Here is a 21,427-nt window from a genome sequence, read left to right on the forward strand (position 1 = left end):
GTAACAACTAGCCTCGAGACCGGATTGGACAAGCTCCCATCCGGCTGCTTTTCTTTATTTCTCAGAAAGAGAAGAGTGCTGCCGGCCCTCGGGTCGCAGCCTTGCTACGTCCCAGGAGGGGTCAATGTCCTTTAAAGTCATGATGGTTTTCGGCACCCGCCCGGAGGCCATCAAAATGGCTCCGCTGGCCCGGATTCTGCGTCAGGGGCCCGACATCACACTCAACATCTGCTCCACCGGTCAACATCGCGAGATGCTCACTCAGGTGCTGGACGCGTTCGAACTGACGGTCGACGAAGACCTGCAAGTCATGACCCAAGGCCAGACCCTGAACGGTCTGTCGCAACATCTGCTCGCCCAGCTCGATCAGGCCTACGAGCGGGTCAAACCGGACATCGTGCTGGTCCACGGCGACACCACTACCAGCTTCATCGCCGCCCTCGCCGCCTTCAATCGTCAGCTGCCCATCGGTCACGTCGAAGCCGGTCTGCGTACCGGCAATCTGCGCGCGCCCTGGCCCGAGGAAGCGAATCGGCGCCTGACCGGCGTGATAACCGACCTGCATTTCCCGCCGACCTCCAAATCCGCTGCCAATCTGCTACGCGAAGGCGTACCCGAAGACAACATTGAAATCACCGGTAACACCGTGATCGACGCCTTGCTGTGGATGCGCAAGCACCAGCAGGACATCGATTGGCATCCGCCCGCCGATTCGCCTCTGGCGGCAATTGATGACCAGCGCCGGATGATTCTGGTGACCAGCCATCGACGGGAAAATCTCGGCGACGGTTTCCGCAATATCTGCCAGGCCCTGGCCGAACTGGCCGGGCAATACCCGGACGTGCAATTTGTCTATCCGGTGCACCTCAATCCGCTGGTGCAGGAGGTGGTGTACGGCATGCTGGCCGACAAACCGAACATCTATCTGGTGCCACCGCAGGACTATCCGAACTTCGTTTGGCTGATGGGCCGCGCGCACTTCATCCTGACCGACTCCGGCGGCGTCCAGGAGGAAGCCCCGGCAATCGGCAAACCGCTGCTGGTACTGCGCGATGTCACTGAACGGCCTTCCGTGCTCGAGAGCGGCACGATGTTGCTGGTGGGCACCGACAAGGCGCGCATCATCAAGGAAGCCCGGCTACTGCTGGACGACCCGGACACCTACACCCGCATGAGCCGCGTTCACTTCCCGTATGGCGACGGTCACGCCAGCGAACTGATCGCCACCCGCCTCCACGCCTGGCTGAGCGCACACTCGGCGGTGGGTAAAGGGGTATGAGTCTGGGTTGGGTCGATTTCTTCGCGTATGTGCTGTTCGGTCTCAAATATGTGGCGATTGCCCTCGCCCTGCTGATGTTCATCCTCGGCCTCGATGACCTGTTCATCGACCTCGTGTACTGGAGCCGCAAGTTCATCCGGCGCTGGCGGATCTACGAAAAATTCAAGCGCGCCGACGAGGAGCGCCTGTATTCGATTCCCGAGAAGCCGCTGGCAATCATGGTGCCAGCGTGGAACGAAGTCGGCGTGGTCGGCGAAATGGCGCGTCTGGCCGCCTCGACCATCGACTACGAGAACTATCAGATTTTCGTCGGCACCTACCCCAACGATGCCGACACCCAGGCCGATGTCGACGCGGTGTGCCAGCACTACCCCAACGTGCACAAAGTGGTGTGCGCCCGACCCGGCCCGACCAGCAAGGCCGACTGCCTGAACAACATCATCGACGCGATCCTGCGCTTCGAGAGCGAGGCGAAAATCCAGTTCGCCGGGTTCATCCTGCACGACGCCGAAGACGTGATTTCGCCGATGGAATTGCGCCTCTACAACTATCTGTTGCCGAACAAGGACCTGATCCAGATTCCGGTCTACCCCTACGCGCCGGAGTGGAAAGGCTTCACCGCCGGGCACTACGTCGATGAGTTCGCGGAAAACCACGGCAAAGACGTCATTGTTCGCGAAGCCCTCACCGGTCAAGTGCCCAGCGCCGGCGTCGGCACCTGCTTCAGCCGCAAGGCCATCAGCGCCCTGCTGGAAGACGGCGATGGCATTGCCTTCGATGTGCAAAGTCTCACCGAAGACTACGACATCGGTTTCCGCCTCAAGCAGAAAGGCATGAAATGCATCTTCGCCCGTTATTCGGTCAGCGATCCGAAACTGGCGCTGGAGCAACCCTGGGTGTTCGGGATGAACCGCGAGTTCTCTCAGGTGATCTGCGTGCGCGAGCACTTTCCCCGCGACCTTCAACATGCGATCCGGCAGAAATCGCGGTGGATTGTCGGCATCGTTTTCCAGGGCACCCAGAACCTCGGCTGGAGCCGCAAGGGTCTGCTCAATTATTTCCTGTGGCGCGACCGTCGCGGGCTGATCGCCTACCTGCTGAGCTTTTTGGTGAACCTGCTGTTCCTGGTACTGCTGTCGATGTGGGCGGTCACGATCATTTCCCCGGACTCGTGGCGTTATCCATCGATTCTCGCCGACAGTTCGCTGCTCTCGGTGCTGCTGTGGCTCAACGGCCTGATGCTGCTCAACCGCCTGTTCCAGCGCGGCTGGTTTGTCACTCGTTACTACGGATTGGTTGAAGGTCTGCTGTCAGCGCCGCGCATGATGTGGAGCAACTTCGTCAATTTCTTCGCCAACCTGCGCGCCCTGCGTCAGGTGATGGAAATGGGCGATTCTCGACGCGTGGCCTGGGACAAAACCACTCACGAATTCCCGGCGCTGACCAAGGCCCAGCGCACTCCACTTGGCCATCGGCTGGTGGAAAAAGGCCTGCTTACCGAAGAGCAACTGGAAGCGGCGATCACCAGCCCGGTACGCCGGCGCCTCGGGCGCGAACTGCTTTTGCGTGAATACATCAACAGCACCCAACTTGTGCAAACCCTGGCCGAACAGCTTGATCTGGAATGGGCGCCACTCAATCCGTTCAAGCTCGACAAACGCCTGATCGATGCCGTACCGCGCCGGGTCGCTTCCCACTACGGCATTTTGCCGGTGGCCGAAGAAGGCGACACCCTGATTCTGGCCTCCGAAGGCCCGGTCAGCCAGGTCTCGCTGGGCGCCATCAGCCGTCAATTGAAACGCCCGGTGCGCAGCCGTCTCGCACCACAGGGCCGCGTCACATTGGGGATTCGCTACTGGTACGCCAGCCCCCGCCAGAATGAGGAAGTGCGTCATATGCTCGAAGTGCTTGAGCGCCATCAGGACGATGAGGCCCTGCTGGAACGGGTCAGTCGCCATCAAGTGCTGCTCGGCAATCTGTTGCAGGTGCGCGGCATGGTGCCGCCCACCCTGTTCAATCAGGCGCTGATCGACTTCGATGCCGAGAAGATGTCACTCGGTGAACACCTGATTTCTCGGGGCATGATTACCCAGAAAGTACTGGAACAGGCGCTGGCTGATCAGACCAGCGAACAGCAAGCTGCCTACCGCATTGTCCGGGAGGTCGCATGAAGCCTGTGCATCGTCAAACCTTGCTGATGGGCAGCCTGCTGCTGGGCCTGAGCACCACGTATCCGCTGCAAGCGGCACCGCTGAGCGACTTTGAACAGTTCCGCAGCTATCCCTACATGGACCGCAGCTATCGCGAGGCGAAAAAGGGTAACTGGAAAGAAGTCGAACGCCTGATGCGCCACTTGCTGGAAAAGGTCCCGAAAAATGACGAGGCCCGGGCACTGTTGGTGGAGTCCCTGGCCATACAACGTCGTTACAAGGAAGCACTGCAAGCGTTGCCGGACAACAGCGAAGCGCTGCTCGACCTGCGCCTGACCTGGATCGAACAGGATCCTCCGACCAGCACGCAAGTGGAAAGCTGGATGGCCACCAGCAACCTGAATGACCGTGTGCGTCTTTGGCAGGCCTACAGCCTGAGCCTGGCCAAGTTCGGCGGCGCGGCCAAGGCCCACGACTGGCTGGCGCAACTGGCGCCCAAGGGCGATGACAATATCCTGCGTCTGGCCCGCGCCAACTGGTCGGAGCAACTGCGCGACTGGAGCGGCACCATCGACCAACTGGCACCGCTGGCCGCACGCAAACAACTGGACGCCGAAGGCTGGCAACGTCTGGCCAATGCCTACGTGCAACGCCTCGATGAAAAGCCGCTGCAGCAACTGCTGCAACAGGCGCCGAGTCCCGAAGCCGCGCGCAACATTCGCCTGGCAATGGTCGATCGCGCCATCGCCATGGGTCACGAGCAACAGGCCCAGCGCTGGATGCAGTCGCTGCCGGCCAGCGACCTCGCCGATCCGGCGCAACGACAGCGTCTGTGGGAACTGGCACGCAAGACCGAAGACGTGCCCACCGTGCAGCGTCTGAGCAACGATCTGCAACGTCCTTGCCTGGAAACCGCCGAATGGCTGTCGCGGCAGGATCCGGAAGCGGCGCTCAAGCAACTGCGCAATTGCACGCCAACGGACGACCCACAAACCTGGCTGGTACTCGCCCAGCGCCTGCAAGCCACGGATCTGTTGCAAAGCACCCGTCTGCCGGAGCCTTGGGACAGCCGTCGGCAAACGCAGGTGCTCGACATCTGGCAGGAGCAAGGTCGCAGCGCCGAGGTCAACGCGTGGCTGGCCGGTCAGCAACAGACGCCCGATATCGTCAAGCGCCGAGCCGAACTGACACAGCGCATGGGGCGAATGATCGAAGCGCAAACCCTGTGGGAACTGCATTACCGGCAAACCGACAATCTGTCCTCGCTGAATCAGGCCACCTATCTGGCAGTGAATGCGGGTGATCGCGCGCATGCCCAACAGTTGCTGGAATCCGCGTTCGATCGTCATGGCGGGCGTTTGCCGGCGACGGCGTTGCAGCGTCTGGCCGGTTTGTATGCCGCAGCGCCCTCCACGACTCCGGAGCAACAGCGACGCATGGCGCTCCTGCTCAACCGGGTGGACGGTGCCACGCGCGGCCAACTGCTCGCGCAACTCGCGGAGACCGGCCAGTGCGACGCCGTGCAGCATGCCATCGGCAGCCACCCGCAAGCGGCTGGCGATTACCGCGCGCTCGGTCGCTGCGCCATGCCTGATCGCCCGGGTGAGGCCGTCGTCTATTACCAGCAGGCTGAAAAACTCGGTGATCGCGGCAGTCGTCTGCCGCTGGCCTATGCCCTGGAAGCGGCCGGTGATTCTGCCGGTGCGCTGGCCATCTGGCGCAGCTTCCCGACCGCCGAACTCAGCGACAACGCGCGTCTGACAGCCAGTCGCAGCGCACTGAATGTCGGCGACAGCCAGACCGCAGAAACCTACTGGCAACAAAGCACCACTCGCGGCGCCAATGAGTGGGCCCTCGGCGCAGCCATCGCCGACGCACGGGGTGATCACGCCCAGGCACTGCAACGTCAGCGGCAGGCCCTGCAACAGGCTCCGGATGCCGGCCACTTCTACGCCGCATCGGTCACAGCGCAAAAGGCCGGGGACTTGCCGCAAAGCACTGCATGGCTGGCCGAAGCGGTACGCCACGAGCCGAACAACCCGCGTTATCGCGCCGACTACGGCATGCGTCTGGCCGGTGCCGAAACCCGCGAAGAGCGCGCCACGGCGATTCCGTATCTGCAACAGGCGACCCGGGATTTCCCCGAGGATTACCGCCTCGGCGAAACCCTGGCCTGGCGCTACGACGAAGTGGAAGACAGCGCCTCCGCACGCAAGGAACTGCGCCGGGTGATCGATCTGGAGCAGAACCCGGTGGCGGCGGATGACGAAGACGGCAGCATGGAGGCCCGCCGTTATCGCCAGCGCCGCGCCCATGAAACCTTGTCCCGGCGTGACAGCCGGACGATTGCCAGCACCTGGTCGCCGGCCGGGATCTCGACCAATGACTTCGTGCGCCCGGACGACAGCAAAGGTTCACGCCGTCGCTCGGATTCGCAGAATGTGCAACTGGCAATGTGGGACCACGCCCTGGGCGAAGAACCAAGCCGCGCCGGCAGCACGCTGTCGGTGTACGGACGTGTCTTGCTGGGCGGACAAGGTCGCTCCAGTTACGCCGAGTCCCTCGCCGCCGGTGTCGGCCTGCGCTACAAACCGTGGGGCACACAGAACATCAACTTCTACGGCGAGATCTACAAGCAGAGCCAGTTCGACGATGACGACAGTCACAGCCTGAGCCTCGGCCAGATGCTGGTGCCGGAAAAGCTGTTCGATCAGGTCAACGATCACCGCAAGGACGGCCACACCACCACCGACTACCTGCTGCGCGCCACCGCCTCATTCCTCGATCAGGGCAAGTACCGCAACGACTGGCGTGTCGACGAAAACGAATGGGACGAGCGTTTTCTCTACCTTGATGCTGCGTGGTGGACCAAGGCCGGCGATCACCAGTGGCTGTCGCGATTCCAGCAAGGTCATGCCTGGAAACTGCCGTTCAGCGGCGCCCAGACGATCATGCCTTACGGCTTCCTCGAATTTGCCAGCCAGGACCCGAGCAACGACTGGCGCCAGGACCTGCGCACCGGTGTCGGTCTGCGCTGGCAATGGTGGTACGACGAGGATCGCTACAACGCCTACCGTTCGAAACTGACGATTCGCACCGAATATCAACAGTCGCTGGGCGGCAATCTGTATGAAGGCGGCAACGGTGTGCTGCTGGGCGTGGAGTGGAATTTCTGATGGCTCGATGGATGCTGTGTTTGTGTTTGCTGATGAGCGCCACCGTCGCGAAGGCCGATGAGCGGCTGTTCTATCAGCCGCTGAATGTCGATGCCGGCCTGACGCAGGCGCAGTGGCAGAAGGTCTGGCAAGACACCGCGAAACAAGGCACGCGAACCGTGATCGTGCAGTGGACAGCCTATGGCGACTCGGACTTCGGCGGTGCCAATGGCTGGCTCGCCAACAGCCTGAAACTCGCTCAACGACAAGGTCTGCAACTGGTGCTCGGCCTGGCGATGGACCCGGCTTACTACAAGCGCATCGATGAACTGGACAGCGCCGGCCTCGGCGCCTACTGGCAGGCGCAACTGGGCCAGTCGCTCGCCCAGCAGCAGAAGCTGCGGCAGGACTGGAAGCTGCCGGTCAGCGGCTGGTATCTGCCGCTGGAACTGGATGACCTGCACTTTCTGGCGGCAGATCGACGGGCCACGCTTCAGCGTCAGTTGAAGGATTTCGCCACGAAGCTGGATGCGCCGCTGCATGTCAGCGCCTTCAGTGCCGGCAAGCTGGCTCCGGCGGTCAACGGCCAATGGCTGGGCGAATTGACGGCGGCGGGTGCGCAGGTCTGGTGGCAGGACGGCGCGGGCACCGGTCGTTTGCCACCGATGGTGCGCAATGGTTATGCCAGTGCACTGCCCTGCTCCGTGGGGATCGTGCGCGAAGCCTTCCGGCAGGTCAGCCGCGAGGGCGAGCCCTTCCGTGCCGAACCGGCCAGCCCGGATGCGACCTCGACCGGCTGTCATCAGAACGCGGTGTTTTCCCTGCGCTATCGACCGTGGGGCTCGGTCATCCTCGACAACCAACGCAAGCATCCGGGCAGCAATGTACAAAACCATTGAAGACGAAGTCCTGAAGAAGACCGCGCCCGCCGAACTGTGGAGCGAGTTCATCCAGCATGAATTCGAGCGGCTGCATTCGTTCTGCCTGTTGATCTACCTAGCGAGCATCGGCATCTGGCTGGCCTTCGACCTGATCGTCAGCTTCATCGGCAATCAGGGATTCACCTGGCGTTCGATGGTGTTCATCGCGGCCTTTGCGATTCTTGCTGTGGTGTTGATGTTCACCCGCAAGGCTCGACACTTCGACTGGCTGAACCTGACATTCGTGGTGATCATCACACTCGGCATCCGAATGGTGATCGACGGCCTGCCGCCGACCTTTCATGGCATCTGGCTGGTGCTCGCCGCAGCCACTACGTTGTACAGCGCCTCGGTACTGCCGCTCAGCCGCTGGTCGTTCTTCGGTGCCCAGGCCATCACCTGGCTGGTGCTCAATCCGTTCATGAACACCGGCATCGACCTGCTGGAACTCAAAGGCGTGATGACCATCGCCTACAGCGTTTTTCTCTGTGCTTTGACGATCTATACGTTTCTGAAGCTGCGCGAGGCCAAGCTCTACAACTACATCATGTCCAAGCTGTTGCTGGATCAGGCCTACAACGACACCCTCACCGAAATTCCCAACCGTCGCTCGTTCATGACCCGCGCCGGAAAAACCCTGCAAGCCGTGCCGCGTGAGCATGACCATTACCTGGCGATGATCGACATCGACAACTTCAAGAAAGTGAATGACGTCTACGGCCACGACATCGGCGATGAAGTGCTCAAGCGCATCGCGGCGGACATCAAAACCGTGATGTCACGCTTCGAATATGCCCGACTGGGTGGCGAGGAGTTTGCGATCTATCTGGCCGGTGTGCGCCGCGAGGATGTCGAGGCGCTGGCCGGGAAATTGTGCCGGGTGGTGCGTGAGCAACCGACCCGGCACCCGGTGACCATCAGCATCGGTCTGGCCCGGGTCGAAGATGGCGACACCCTGAACCAAGCCCTGATCAAGGCTGACGAAGCACTGTATGAGTCAAAGCATACCGGCAAGGACCGCTACACTTTTCATCAATGAGCCCGTCAGGCCTCACGCACAAGTAACACCCGTGTCACACGACGTTCTTCGACCGCCATCACGGTCATGCCCCAGCCTTCATGCTCCAGTCGATCGCCCTTCATCGGCAGGCGATCCAGCAGGCTCATCACCAGTCCGGCCAAGGTCTGATAATCCTCGGTCGGCTCGGCGCGAAAACCGGTGTGCTCGCGGATGCGGGTCAGGTTCAGCGCACCATTGACGATAAACCCGCCCTGCTCCTCGACCACGTCCGGGCCTGCGATCTCACTGGCGTCCGGTAGTTCGCCGGCAATCGATTCGAGAATGTCGGTCATGGTCAACACACCCACAAAGTCACCGAACTCGTTCACCACAAAGGCAATGTGGGTCGAGGCCGCACGCATTTGTTCCAGTGCGTTGAGGATCGAATAACTGTCCAGCAGATTGACGGTCTTGCGCGCCAGGTGTTCAAGGTTCGGCTCGTTGCCGGCCAGATACTCCTTGAGCAGTTCCTTCTTGTGCACGAAGCCCAGCGGCTCATCCACTGCGCCGTTACGAATCAGCGGCAAGCGCGAGTAGGACGAATGCATCAACCGCGTACGAATAGCCTCGGCGTCGTCCGCCAGATCAATGTGATCGACATCGGCGCGCACTGTCATCAAGGCGCGAATCGGTCGTTCGGCCAGTTGCAGCACACCACTGATCATCACCCGCTCGCGACGGTCGAACAGCTCTGCGCTCGGCGCTTCACCGTTGTCCAGCAAGTCGGAAATCTCCTCGCCGACCTCTTCCTCCGCCAGTTTGCGACCACCCAACAGACGCATCACCGCATGGGCCGTGCGCTCACGCATCGGGCGCAAGCCCTGCATCGAGCGCTTGCGACGAGCGCGGGCGATCTGGTTGAAGATCTCGATCAGGATCGAGAAACCAATGGCCGCGTACAGATAACCTTTCGGTATGTGGAAACCCAGGCCTTCAGCGGTCAGGGCAAAACCGATCATCATCAGGAAGCCCAGACACAGCATGATCACCGTCGGGTGGGCGTTGACGAAGCGGGTCAGCGGCTTGCTGGCAACGATCATCACACCAATGGACACGACCACCGCGATCATCATCACCGCCAGTTCATCGACCATGCCCACGGCAGTAATCACCGCGTCCAGGGAGAACACCGCGTCGAGCACGACGATCTGCGCCACGATCGGCCAGAACAGCGCATAAGCGGTGTTGGTCGAGCGCTCGCCGATGTGGCCTTCCAGCCGTTCGTGCAATTCCATGGTCGCCTTGAACAACAGGAACACACCACCGAACAGCATGATCAGGTCACGGCCGGAGAAGCTCTTGCCGAACACCTCGAACAACGGTGCCGTGAGGGTGACCAGCCAGGAAATACTCGCCAGCAGGCCAAGACGCATGATCAGCGCCAGGCTCAAACCGATGATGCGTGCGCGGTCGCGCTGATGCGGCGGCAGTTTGTCCGCCAGGATCGCGATGAAAACCAGGTTGTCGATACCCAGTACCAGTTCCAGCACGATCAGTGTCAACAAGCCCAGCCATGCCGTGGGATCCGCTAACCATTCCATAATCTGTCTCTATCTCTCGTCAGTGAATTCAGGCTGCCGGACACGGCAAAGTGCGGCGCGAAAGCTCGAAGGCTGCGCCAACAACGATAGTCGGTAGTCGGTAGACCGGATGTTGCGAGTGCGTCAAGACCGCGCAATGGCGCGAGGGGAACGTTGTTTTTTTAGAAGAACTGGGAGGCTCCGAGAGGGTGTTCATGCAAATCCTGAATGAAAAAAGGCCTTGAAGCGTACAGGCTCTGATGACTTTTCCTACAGCTGGAAATCATTTCAAAATCTGTACGCCGCCTGCCTATCGCCGCTCTCGTCAGCATCGGCAGCCAACGGATGCGCAAGGGCTAACGCCCGGAAAACCGCAGGCGAGACAACTGACGCAGGTCGTCCTCGACGTAGTAGTCGTTGGTCCAGCTATCATCCGCCGCCAACGGCTGCACCTGCTTCAACGCCAGTTTTTTCGCGAAATAGCGAAAACGGTAATGCTCGTAGAACCGCAGCAGTTCCAGGCCATAACGGTCCGCCAGATCGGTGTCGCCGCGAATGATCAGGTAGTTCTCGTCATTCCCGTTGCTGGCGGAAGTACTGAGGTTGTGGCTGCCGCTGATGATGGTCGGACTGTCGCTGGTGAAGTCGGTGACTACCGCTTTGGTGTGCACCAGCAGGTTGCCTTTCTGGCCCTTCATGTTCTCCCGCAACCAGCCTTCCAGCCCGGTGTTGAGCAACGCGGTGGCGGCGAATTCGGCGGTTCGGTCGGCGTGAAACCCGGTGATGCGGCTGACCGTGTTTTGCAGGCCGTAACGCAGGATGTCGTCGTGGGGCTGGCCGAGCAACGCGTTGAGAATCGCGTCGGGCAAGGCGAATGCAGTAACGAACAGCAGGTCTTTCTTCGCCCCCTCGATGATATCGACGAACTCCCGCAGATCCGCGCCGCCGGTACGCGGGGAGAACCCGGCGAACAGGGGTTGCGCCGGGTTCATCGGGTTGTGTTGGGTAATCCAGTCGCGGGTGGCGCCGACGTCTGCCGGCTCGGCCCAGATCTGCTCGAAGGTTTTCAAGTAACTCGTGGCGACCGCCGAATCGTCCAGCACATGCACCACGTTGGCCTGGCGGTACACGCCGTTGGCGGTGAAGTTGGTGCTGCCGCACAGCACCGCTTGCGGCTGACGCTCGCCGCCTCTGTCGAGGCGGCTGAGGACGATGAACTTGTTATGGAAAATGTTGTGGGTGACCCGCCCGCGCTTGCTGCTCGCCGGCAGTTTCGCAAGGCTCGCTTCATTGATCGTGGTGTCTTCGTCGTCGGGCCGGGCGTGATACAGCACACGCACCTGAACACCTCGATCGAACGCCGCGTTCACCGTGTCGACGATGGCTTGCAACTGGTATTCGTAGATCGCGATGTCCAGCGCCCACTGAGCGTCCACCGCTCGTTCGATAAAGCCTTGCAGGCGCCCGAGCAGACCGTTCTCCAGCCACTGACGCGCGGCATCGGGCCAGGCTTCGATGGGCAGGTTTTTGTTGGCACTGATCTGTGCGTCGAGATCGGGGAATTTGCGCTGAAACGCCTGGCTCGCTGCCACGGCACGGTTGAAGATCACGCCCTGACTGGCAGGATGACCGTCATCAGAACGGATCGTCAGCTCCAGCGCTTCGCCGAGTTGCGGCGCATCCGGCGTGCCATACGCCAGGTGCACGCGATAGTGGATCGTCATGCCTGGATTGACCGCGTAATCGGCCCAGCGAAATTTCTGCAACGGCGCCTTGTCGCTCGGCGTGGCGTGAAACTGCGCGAAGGTATGGGCCTTGCCGGGAAAGGTCAGGCTGTTGAACAGGAACAGCCACGGTTTGTCGCCCTGCTGCTTCTCGATGGCAAACCCCAGCAAGCCTTTGCGCCGGGGTTCGGCGAGGTCCATGGCGAGCAGCGCGCCGTTGGTGCCGGCGTAGGCCTTGACGCGAAAATCGTCCTGCGGATTGGCGACCAGCACGCGCATGATTCACTCCCTGTGATTTGGCCTCACTGCAGCATAGCCCTCAGACCGACAATAACTCGTCGATATGCCGGTAATCCGCGTCCAGTGCGGTCGCCAATTGCCTTGCGCGCTTCAGGCGGATCGGCCCGCGCTCGATATCGATCAACAGGCCCGGACATGCGAGCGCCGGCAGTTGCGGCCAGTCTTTCAAACGGCCATCGGTGATCACCAGCAACCGTTGCTGTTCAGCGGGGAAACGCTTGCGCCGCACCGTCAGCCAATGCCCGGCTTCCGTCAACGCCGCCAACAATGGCGTGCCGCCTCCCGCACCCAATCCATCGAGCCACGCGCGCAAGCCGCTGGAGGCCTTCAGCCCTTGCACCTGCCATTTCGGCGCGGCGCCGCTTGCGGTCAGCAACGCAAGGCGCGCGCGCTGCCGGTAAGCGTCATCGAACAGTTGTGCGAGCACGCCCTTGGCATCGCTCAGCGCCTGATGACGACGGGTCGAGGCCGAGGCATCGACGATCACCAGCCACAGTTCATGGGGCGTGCGGGTACGCAGTTGAAACAGCAGATCCGCCCGGGTTTTCGGGCGGCCATTGAGCAAGGTTCCGGGCCAGTTCACCGAGCCACTGCGAGCGGCATGACGCTTGCCCTGGCGGCCGTTATCGAGGCGTCCGGCGCGGGGTCTGGCATTCGCCCCCGCGTCGGATCGGGGGCGAATGCCTAACGCTTTTTTTGTAGGTGTGGCGGCCAGGTAGGGACTTCGCGGCGTGCGCCGGTAGCCAGTGCCGGCGCCGGCATTTCTCCCCACTGGCCCTGCCCCTCGCTCGGCTCGGCGTTAGTGCCGGACGGCGATTGCGCCGGTGGCTGCGAGCTGGTCGAAGACTGTTCGCGACGACGATGACGCAATGCGAACTCAGCCACCGCATCGATATCCTGCTCGGCGATGGCGTCCGCACCGCGCCACGCCGCATGCGCCCGCGCGGCACGCAGCCAGACCAGATCGGCGCGCAAACCGTCGACGCCTGCCGCGAAGCAGCGCTCGGTGATCTGTGCCAGCGCCGCGTCATCCAGCGGGATGCCCGGTAAAACCTTGCGGGCGTTCTCGCAGCGCTGACGCAGAGCTTGCTGTTCAGCCTCCCACTGCGCACAGAACGCCTGCGGATCGCTGTCGAAATCCAGCCGACGACGAATGATCTGACCACGCTCGGCCGGCGCCGTGTGACCGCTCAGGGCGACGTTCAAACCAAAGCGATCCAGCAATTGCGGACGCAATTCACCCTCTTCCGGGTTCATCGTGCCGATCAATACGAACTTCGCCGAGTGCCGATGGGAAATGCCATCGCGCTCGATCAGGTTAGTGCCGCTGGCAGCCACATCGAGCAGCAAGTCCACCAGATGATCCGGCAGCAGATTCACTTCATCGACGTACAACACGCCGCCGTCAGCCTTCGCCAGAACGCCGGGAGAAAACTGCGCGCGACCGTCGTTCAACGCCGCGTCCAGATCCAGCGTGCCGACCAGTCGCTCTTCGGTGGCGCCCAACGGCAAGGTGACGAACTGACCGCTGGCCAGCAGATCCGCCAGACCCCGGGCGAGCGTCGACTTGGCCATGCCGCGCGGGCCTTCGATCAGCACGCCGCCGATCTTCGGGTCGATGGCCGTCAGGTACAGCGCCAGTTTCAGATCATCGGCGCCAACCACGGCGGAGAGCGGGAAATGCGAAATGTCGGTCATGTTCAGTCTCAGCTCTCTTCTTCTATGTCCAGCAGCAGGTTTTCCAGAGCTTCTTTGTAGGCGCCCGGTTCCTGCCACATCCCGCGCTGCTGCGCTTCGAGCATGCGTTCGGTCATGTCGCGCAGGGCGTGGGGATTATGCTCGCGCACGAACTCGCGGGTCGCCGGGTCCAGCAGATACGCATCGGCCAGCAAGGCGTACTGATGGTCGTCGATCAGTTGCGTGGTGGCGTCGAAGGCGAACAGGTTGTCGACCGTCGCCGCCAGTTCGAACGCGCCTTTATAGCCGTGGCGCTTGACCCCGTCGATCCATTTCGGATTCGCCGCCCTCGAGCGGATAACTCGGTTCAGTTCTTCCTTCAAGGTGCGGATCTTCGGCAGGTCCGGCTGACTGTGATCGCCGTGATAACTGGCCGCCGCTTCGCCGCGCAGGCTTTCCACGGCGGCGAGCATGCCGCCCTGGAACTGGTAATAGTCGTTGGAATCGAGCAGGTCATGCTCGCGGTTGTCCTGGTTTTGCAGCACGGCCTGCACCTGGCTCAGGCGCTGGACGAATTGCTCGCGGGCGGCAGTGCCTTCGTCGGAACCACCGTAAGCATAGGCGCCCCAGTTCAGGTAGACCTCGGCCAGATCTTCGCGGGTTTGCCACAGGCGACCATCGATTGCGCCCTGCACGCCCGCGCCATAAGCGCCGGGTTTGGCACCGAAGATCCGCCAGCCGGCCTGACGTCGCGCCGCTTCTTCATCCAGACCCGATTGCCGCAGCGCCTCACGCTCGGCACGCACTTTGGCGGCCAGCGGATTGAGATCGTCCGGCTCGTCCAGTTCGGCCACGGCTTGTACGGCGGCATCAAACAGGCGGATCAGGTTGGCAAACGCATCGCGGAAAAATCCGGAGACCCGCAGCGTGACATCCACCCGAGGGCGGTCGAGCAGGCTCAGCGGCAGAATCTCGAAATCATCGACCCGCTGACTGCCGGTGGCCCATACCGGGCGCACGCCCATCAGCGCCATGGCCTGGGCGATGTCGTCACCGCCGGTACGCATGGTCGCGGTGCCCCACACCGACAGGCCGAGCTGGCGCAGGTGATCGCCGTGATCCTGCAGGTGTCGCTCGAGAATCAGGGTCGCGGACTGGAAGCCGATTCGCCAGGCGGTGGTGGTCGGCAGGTTGCGCACGTCCACGGAGTAAAAATTGCGCCCGGTGGGCAGCACATCGAGGCGACCGCGACTTGGCGCGCCGCTCGGGCCGGCCGGGACGAAGCGGCCGCTCAAGGCATCAAGCAGGCCACGCATTTCGGCCGGGCCGCAGGCATCGAGGCGTGGGGCGATCACTTCGCGGAGGTTGTCGAGGATTGCACCGACTTCAACCCAGCGCGGCTCGCTCCCACAGGGGGATGGCAGTGACTGGGAGATCAGTTGGGTGGCGAACAGCTCCAGACGTTCGCGAGTATCCCCCGCCGTGCGCCAGACTTCATCGCTCAGCGATTGCAATTCCATTGGGCGCGGGCCGGTCCAGGAATCAGCCAGTGCACAATCCAGCGGATCGAACCCCAACTGAAACGCTTTCGCCAACGCCCGCAACAAACTCGATTGCGCGCCTTTGCCATCGCCACGCGGAATCCGCAGCAACGCCAGCAACGTGTCGATGCGCAGCCGACCACTCGGCGACTCTCCAAAGATGTGCAGACCATCGCGGATCTGCGACTCCTTCAAATCACACAGATAAGTATCCAGACGCGGCAGCCAGATCGCCGCATCGGCATCGCTGTCGAGGGCTTCGTCGAGTTGCAGCTCGCGGTCGATCTGCGTGTCACGCACCAGTTGCAGAATATCGCGCTGCAATTCCCGGGCGCGGCGCGGATCGAGCAACTGAGCTTCGTAATACTCGTCTGCCAACAGCTCCAGATTACGCAGCGGACCATAGGTTTCGGCGCGAGTCAGCGGCGGCATCAGGTGGTCGATGATCACCGCCTGAGTGCGACGTTTGGCCTGGGCGCCCTCGCCCGGATCGTTGACGATAAACGGATAGATGTTCGGCAGCGGCCCGAGCAGCGCGTCCGGCCAGCAGTTCTCCGACAGACCCACGCCTTTGCCGGGCAGCCATTCGAGGTTGCCGTGCTTGCCGACGTGGATCACGCCGTGAGCCCCGTAGGTCTGGCGCAGCCAGAAATAGAACGCGAGGTATGCGTGCGGCGGCACCAGATCCGGGTCGTGATACACCGCGCTCGGATCGACCTGATAACCCCGCGCCGGTTGAATGCCGACGAAAGTCAGGCCAAAACGCAGGCCAGCGATCATCATCCGCCCGTCCCGGCACATCGGATCGTTTTGCGGCGAACCCCAGCGCTCCAGCACTGCCGCGCGATTGGCTTCTGGCAGCGCATTGAACATCGTCAGGTAATCGTTCATCGCCAGGCTTTGCTGGCACGGGCGCTGATCGAGGGTGTCGAGGTCATTGCTGACGCCACCCAGCAATTGCCGGATCAGTTCGGTGCCGCTGTCCGGCAGTTCGGCGGGCAGCGGATAACCTTCGGCCTGTAGCGCCCGCAGGATATTCAGCGCGGCAGCCGGCGTGTCGAGGCCGACGCCGTTGCCGATGCGTCCGTCCCGGGTCGGGTAGTTGGCGAGGATCAGCGCGATGCGCTTTTCAGCGTTCGGCACCCGCGCCAGATCGACCCAGCGTCGCGCCAGTTCGGCGACGAAATCCATGCGCTCGGGTTGGGCCCGATAACACACCACGTCGGACTGACTGCGCTCGCTGCGCCAGGCCAGATCCTTGAAGCTGATCGGCCGACTGATAATCCGGCCGTCCAGTTCCGGCAAGGCGATGTGCATCGCCAGATCCCGGGGGCCGAGGCCCTGCTCGCTCTCGCGCCAGCCAGGCTCGTTGTCTTGGGCGCAAATCGCCTGGATCACCGGAATGTTGCGACGGAACGGCCGCAGATGCGGCGCTTCCGGGCTGGACTGGGCGAAACCAGTGGTGTTCAGAATCACCGAGGCCTCGACTTCATCCAGCCAGTCCTCGACCACCGACAGGCAGCCAGGCTCTTTCAAACTGGCCACGGCGATCGGCAGCGGATTGAGTCCGGCTGCCTGAAGCCGTTGGCAGAACACGTCGATAAACGCCGTGTTGGCCGCTTGCAAATGCGAGCGATAAAACAACACCGCCGACACCGGTTGACCGGGCAGCCAATCGGCTTGCCAGTCACTCAGTGCGGCGGTGTTTTTGTTCGGGTGATAAATCGCCGTGCGCGGCAGCGTTTGCGGCTCGCCCCACACGTAATCCCGCGCCAGCCAGCGATTGGCCAGGCAACGGAAAAAGTCCAGCGCATTGTCCATGCCGCCCTGACGCAGAAACTGCCAGAGCCGGTCGCGATCCTCGGCGCCCACGGTGCTCAGGTCGCTGAGTTCCGGGTCGGGCCGGTCATCGCCCGGCACCAGAATCACCTGCACGCCACGCTCGGACAACTCGACCAGCCGCTCGACGCCATAACGCCAATAAGCGATGCCGCCGTGCAGCGAGATCAGAATCACCTTGGCGTGGCGCAGTACCTCATCGACATAGAGGTCGACCGACGCATGGTTCTGCACCTGCATCGGGTTGGCCAGCCGCACGCTCGGGTAATCCTCAGGCAGTTGCTGCGCGGCTTCGGCGAGCAGCGCCAGGCTGGAATCGCCGCTGCACAGGATCACCAGCTCGGCGGGGGTTTGTCCAAGGTCGGCAATGTTGTCATCCGACACGAAACCGCCGGGCTGGGTCCTGAGCAGGTGCATGGCTTAAACGCTGAGCGCGGCGCGCAGTTGCGCTTCGAGCTGGGCGGCGTCCAGCTCCTGACCGATCAACACCAGACGCGTCACGCGCGCCTCATCGGCGCCCCACTGACGGTCGAAGTGCTTGTCGAAACGAGTGCCCACACCCTGAACCAACAGACGCATCGGCTTGTTCGGGATCGCCGCGAAGCCTTTGACTCGCAGGATGCCGTGCTGAACCACCAGTTGCGTCAGCGCGTCGAGCAACAGGCTCTCGTCGGCTTGCGGCAATTCGATGGAGATCGAGTCGAAGGCGTCGTGATCGTGGTCATCATGATCGTCATCGCCTTCACCGTGGTGGTGATCGTGATGGCTGTGCCGGCTGTCGATGTGTTCTTCGGAACCGGCGCCCAGACCAATCAACACGTCCAGCGGCAGACGACCATTGCTGGCTTCGATGATTTTCACGGCCGGCGGCAGTTCTTCGGCGACTTCCAGACGGACGCGCGCGAGGTCTTCAGGGCTGGTCTGGTCGGCCTTATTGAGGATCACCAGGTCGGCGCTGGCCAGTTGGTCGGCGAACAGCTCGTGCAGCGGCGATTCGTGATCCAGGTTCGGATCGAGTTTGCGCTGGGCGTCGACCTGATCCGGGAACGCGGCGAAGGTGCCGGCGGCCACGGCCGGGTTGTCGACCACGGTGATCACCGCGTCAACGGTGCAGGCGCTGCGGATTTCCGGCCATTGGAAGGCTTGCACCAGCGGCTTTGGCAGGGCCAGGCCCGAGGTTTCGATCAGGATGTGGTCGAGGTCGCCGCGACGGGCCACCAGTTCGCGCATCACCGGGAAGAACTCTTCCTGCACCGTGCAGCACAGGCAACCGTTGGCCAGTTCGTAGACGCGGCCGGTGGCTTCTTCTTCGGTGCAGCCGATGGTGCATTGCTTGAGGATTTCACCGTCGATGCCCAGCTCGCCGAACTCGTTGACGATTACCGCGATACGGCGGCCCTGGGCGTTGTCGAGCATGTGCCGCAGCAAGGTGGTTTTGCCCGAGCCGAGGAAGCCAGTGACGATGGTGACGGGGAGTTTGGCCAGTGTTTTCATCGGATGCCCTTTGGCAAGGTGGCGGGCATACGGGACGAGACCGGCAACGCGAGTGCGTGCCTGGAGAGTTCGCCACCGGATCACCCCGCCCGGTTGAAAGTGAGAATCTGTGACGAGGCAGGTCTCCTGGCTGACGGTGTTCGGGCCTTGGCCCGGTATTCGCTGCGCCTTCCCGCTGGCTCTGGATTGAGTTGGCAGTGGCGTGGCAGCGAACAGCACCGTTCACAGTTGCGGGGGCAGCCGCGGCTTGGACCGCGTTCCCTTCTTAGCTTCGGCGTGGGCCGAAGAACCTCGAAAGCGCAAGGCTACGCATGGGTTGGTTGTGGGTCAATGGGCGGTGCTTTTCGGATTTGGGTGTATATCCGTTGCTGCGGTAACGGCTTCTTAGGGTTCCGCCCTTACGGCGGGTCACTTTTGGCAAACGCCCCAAAAGTAACCAAAAGGTCTCTAACCCTGACGTACGGCCCCTCGCTGAGGCTCGGGGTTCCTTCGCTCCGGGATTGATCCGGGGGCATCGCCTACGGTTTGCTTCGCTGCACCTCCTCTCGATGTGTTTGGCTTCGCCAAACGGTCGCTGCGCTCCCACCCCCGGATCAATCCCTCCACTCAGCCTGCCGACGGGCCCTGCGATCAAAAGCGGTACTCGAGCTAACGCTCATCGTGTTGAGTGGTTAAGGGCTCTTGATCTGGCTTTTGATGTGGCTTTTGATTTTTTGCCCCTTCGGCAGGCCGAGCGGAGGTGTCCATCAGGGGGTAGGCGCGTAGCGCCGTTCGACGAAGTCGAACACATCGAGAGGAGGTGCAGCGAAGCAAACCGTAGGCGATGCCCCCTGATGGACACCGTAGCGAGGGAACACTGAGCCTAAGCGAAGTGCCGTACGCCGGGGCCAAGACTTTTTGGTTACTTTTGGGGCGTTTGCCAAAAGTGACTCGCTGTAAGAGCGAAACCGCCAGCGGCAGCACCCGAAGCAACGGATATGCCCCCACCTATCCAAACCCACCCATTCAATTGACTAAAAACCCCCGCCCATGGTCTCCTACACAACTTGTTACGGGTGCCCTTCACAGGGTGAAACGGGAAACCGGTGAATCATGTGCTTTACTCTAAAGCCATGTCAGTCCGGTGCTGCCCCCGCAACGGTAAGCGAGCGAAGCGTCAGATCCACTGTGCCCACAGGCATGGGAAGGTGACGCTTGCAGGTCGGCAGACAGCCACCCCTCGTGAGCCCGGAGACCGGCCCGCAACACACAGTGCGCATCTTGCGTCGCTGAACATAACAAACCCGCGGTGGGCGGGCGCTGTTCGAACCTCTGCGTGCCCGGCCGCAGGGGTTTTCATGCGCTCTATTCACCCGCTGACACTTCAGAGGGAAGCGCCATGTCGATCATCAGCAGCACCGGCAGCAATTCGGACAAGATCTCCAGCACCACCACCCTGAGCCAACGCCTGACCGCCGCCGCCTGCGCGTCGATCCTCGGTGCGTGCCTGGTGTATTTCGCCGGTTTCTCGCACATCGAAGCGGTGCACAACGCTGCTCACGATACCCGCCACAGCGCCGCGTTCCCGTGCCACTGAGACCTGACGACATGATCAAGCGTATTGCGCAGACCGCAGGTTTCACCGGCCTTCTGGCCGCCCTGCTCCTGACGTTGCTGCAAAGCTTCTGGGTATCACCGCTGATTCTGCAGGCCGAAACCTTCGAGAAAGCCGAACCGGTGGCCGAAGTTCACGAACACGCTGCCGGCACCGCCGCCCACACCCACGATGCCGAAGCCTGGGAGCCGGAAGACGGCTGGCAGCGCGTGGTGTCCACCACCGGTGGCAATCTGGTGGTTGCCGTGGGTTTCGCACTGATGCTCGCGGGCCTGTACACCCTGCGTGCGCCGACCAAAACCTCGCAAGGCCTGCTCTGGGGCCTGGCCGGTTATGCGACTTTCGTACTTGCACCGACCCTGGGCCTGCCACCTGAGCTGCCGGGCACCGCCGCCGCGGATCTGGCCTCGCGTCAGATGTGGTGGATCGGCACCGCCGCTTCCACCGCTGTCGGTCTGGCCCTGATTGCATTCAGCCGTCACTGGCTGATGAAAATCCTCGGCGTGGCGATCCTTGCCGTGCCGCACGTGATCGGCGCGCCGCAACCGGAAGTGCACTCGATGCTCGCCCCGGAAGCCCTCGAAGCGCAGTTCAAAATCGCTTCGCAGCTGACCAACGTCGCGTTCTGGTTGGCCCTGGGCCTGATCAGCGCGTGGTTGTTCCGCCGCAAAAGCGAAGGTCAGTACCAGGCATGACCGATGACAGCGCAGCGCCGACCTTCGTGGTCGGCCTGGGCTGCCAGCGCGGCTGCCCGGCCAGCACGCTGCGCGCCTTGCTTGATCAGGCATTACAGGCACATCGAATTGATCTGGAGAAGGTCAAGGCGCTGGCCAGCATCGACCTCAAGCGCGACGAACCTGGCCTGCAGGAACTCGCCGCCCAACTGGCGCTGCCGTTGCTGTATTTCAGCAGCGAAGAACTGGCCAGTTATCAGCAACGACTGAGCCATCATTCACAGATTGCCTTCGAACGCACCGGTTGCTACGGCGTAGCGGAAAGTGCCGCGCTGGCGCTCGCCGAGCAGTTGATAAGCGGCCCGGCAAAACTGCTGATACCCCGGCAAAAATACGCCCAGGCAACTCTGGCATTGGCCGGCGCGGCGTAAATTCCCGATAATTCAAGCTTTCGATCATGAGCATTCTTCATCTGAAGCGCTTGTGAAGCACCGCCCTGC

14 protein-coding genes and 2 riboswitches are annotated in these 21,427 nt (G+C 62.2%); of the genes, 8 read left to right on the forward strand and 6 right to left on the reverse strand.

The window, feature by feature from the left end; genetic code table 11:
• Positions 1 to 124: 124 nt before the first annotated feature.
• From wecB to ACM6JM_RS10755, 5 genes are read left to right on the forward strand one after another with little or no spacing between them, the layout of a single operon-like run.
• Positions 125 to 1,279: a non-hydrolyzing UDP-N-acetylglucosamine 2-epimerase gene (gene wecB, locus ACM6JM_RS10735; protein ID WP_039768803.1), complete on the forward strand. Its 1,155-nt coding sequence runs from the start codon at positions 125 to 127 to the stop codon at positions 1,277 to 1,279.
• Positions 1,276 to 3,450, forward strand: coding sequence for a cyclic di-3',5'-guanylate-activated glycosyltransferase NrfB (gene nrfB / locus ACM6JM_RS10740; protein WP_414881831.1), 2,175 nt, complete (start codon positions 1,276 to 1,278; stop codon positions 3,448 to 3,450). Before wecB ends, nrfB begins: the two co-directional genes overlap by 4 nt.
• Positions 3,447 to 6,605: an NfrA family protein gene (locus ACM6JM_RS10745; protein WP_414881832.1), complete on the forward strand. Its 3,159-nt coding sequence runs from the start codon at positions 3,447 to 3,449 to the stop codon at positions 6,603 to 6,605. Before nrfB ends, ACM6JM_RS10745 begins: the two co-directional genes overlap by 4 nt.
• On the forward strand, positions 6,605 to 7,483 hold the full coding sequence (locus tag ACM6JM_RS10750) for a DUF4434 family protein (RefSeq protein ID WP_414881833.1): 879 nt from the start codon (positions 6,605 to 6,607) through the stop codon (positions 7,481 to 7,483). The genes ACM6JM_RS10745 and ACM6JM_RS10750 overlap by 1 nt, the downstream gene beginning before the upstream one ends.
• A complete protein-coding gene (locus tag ACM6JM_RS10755; protein ID WP_103385158.1) occupies positions 7,467 to 8,543 on the forward strand; it encodes a GGDEF domain-containing protein in 1,077 nt (358 codons plus the stop codon). The genes ACM6JM_RS10750 and ACM6JM_RS10755 overlap by 17 nt, the downstream gene beginning before the upstream one ends.
• Before the next feature lie 5 nt (positions 8,544 to 8,548).
• On the opposite strand, the gene ACM6JM_RS10760 is transcribed toward ACM6JM_RS10755, so the two are convergent.
• From ACM6JM_RS10760 to cobW, 6 genes are all read right to left on the reverse strand, one after another.
• On the reverse strand, positions 8,549 to 10,105 hold the full coding sequence (locus ACM6JM_RS10760) for a TerC family protein (RefSeq protein ID WP_163975462.1): 1,557 nt from the start codon (positions 10,103 to 10,105) through the stop codon (positions 8,549 to 8,551).
• 335 nt (positions 10,106 to 10,440) lie between these two features.
• Entirely contained in the window at positions 10,441 to 12,087 is a 1,647-nt protein-coding gene (locus ACM6JM_RS10765; RefSeq protein ID WP_414881834.1) for a phospholipase D-like domain-containing protein, read from the reverse strand.
• Between the two features lie 40 nt (positions 12,088 to 12,127).
• Complete coding sequence (locus ACM6JM_RS10770) at positions 12,128 to 12,691, reverse strand: vWA domain-containing protein (protein WP_080770625.1); 564 nt, start codon at positions 12,689 to 12,691, stop codon at positions 12,128 to 12,130.
• Between the two features lie 101 nt (positions 12,692 to 12,792).
• The gene (locus tag ACM6JM_RS10775; protein ID WP_103385155.1) at positions 12,793 to 13,806 is read right to left on the reverse strand and encodes an ATP-binding protein; all 1,014 of its coding nucleotides are present in this window, start codon (positions 13,804 to 13,806) and stop codon (positions 12,793 to 12,795) included.
• A gap of 8 nt (positions 13,807 to 13,814) precedes the next feature.
• Positions 13,815 to 17,582: a cobaltochelatase subunit CobN gene (cobN, locus tag ACM6JM_RS10780; RefSeq protein ID WP_414881835.1), complete on the reverse strand. Its 3,768-nt coding sequence runs from the start codon at positions 17,580 to 17,582 to the stop codon at positions 13,815 to 13,817.
• Between the two features lie 3 nt (positions 17,583 to 17,585).
• Positions 17,586 to 18,659 carry a cobalamin biosynthesis protein CobW gene (cobW, locus tag ACM6JM_RS10785; protein ID WP_414881836.1) on the reverse strand — a complete coding sequence of 358 codons (1,074 nt, stop codon included), beginning with the start codon at positions 18,657 to 18,659 and terminating at the stop codon, positions 17,586 to 17,588.
• A 98-nt stretch (positions 18,660 to 18,757) separates the two neighbouring features.
• A riboswitch (cobalamin riboswitch) is annotated at positions 18,758 to 18,968 on the reverse strand.
• A 727-nt stretch (positions 18,969 to 19,695) separates the two neighbouring features.
• Positions 19,696 to 19,917: riboswitch (cobalamin riboswitch) on the forward strand.
• Positions 19,918 to 20,037: 120 nt separating this feature from the next.
• Between cobW and ACM6JM_RS10790 the strand changes: the two genes are divergently transcribed.
• Genes ACM6JM_RS10790 through ACM6JM_RS10800 form a run of 3 tightly spaced genes read left to right on the forward strand, consistent with a single transcriptional unit; the run spans position 20,038 to position 21,358 of the window.
• Positions 20,038 to 20,235 carry a CbtB domain-containing protein gene (locus ACM6JM_RS10790; RefSeq protein WP_039768819.1) on the forward strand — a complete coding sequence of 66 codons (198 nt, stop codon included), beginning with the start codon at positions 20,038 to 20,040 and terminating at the stop codon, positions 20,233 to 20,235.
• Between the two features lie 11 nt (positions 20,236 to 20,246).
• The gene (locus ACM6JM_RS10795) at positions 20,247 to 20,948 is read left to right on the forward strand and encodes a CbtA family protein (protein ID WP_039768821.1); all 702 of its coding nucleotides are present in this window, start codon (positions 20,247 to 20,249) and stop codon (positions 20,946 to 20,948) included.
• Complete coding sequence (locus ACM6JM_RS10800; RefSeq protein WP_039768823.1) at positions 20,945 to 21,358, forward strand: cobalamin biosynthesis protein; 414 nt, start codon at positions 20,945 to 20,947, stop codon at positions 21,356 to 21,358. The genes ACM6JM_RS10795 and ACM6JM_RS10800 overlap by 4 nt, the downstream gene beginning before the upstream one ends.
• Positions 21,359 to 21,427 lie beyond the last annotated feature (69 nt).

Source organism: Pseudomonas sp. IT-P2 (genome assembly GCF_949767575.1).
In the GTDB taxonomy this organism is placed as follows: Bacteria; Pseudomonadota; Gammaproteobacteria; order Pseudomonadales; family Pseudomonadaceae; genus Aquipseudomonas; species Aquipseudomonas pharyngis.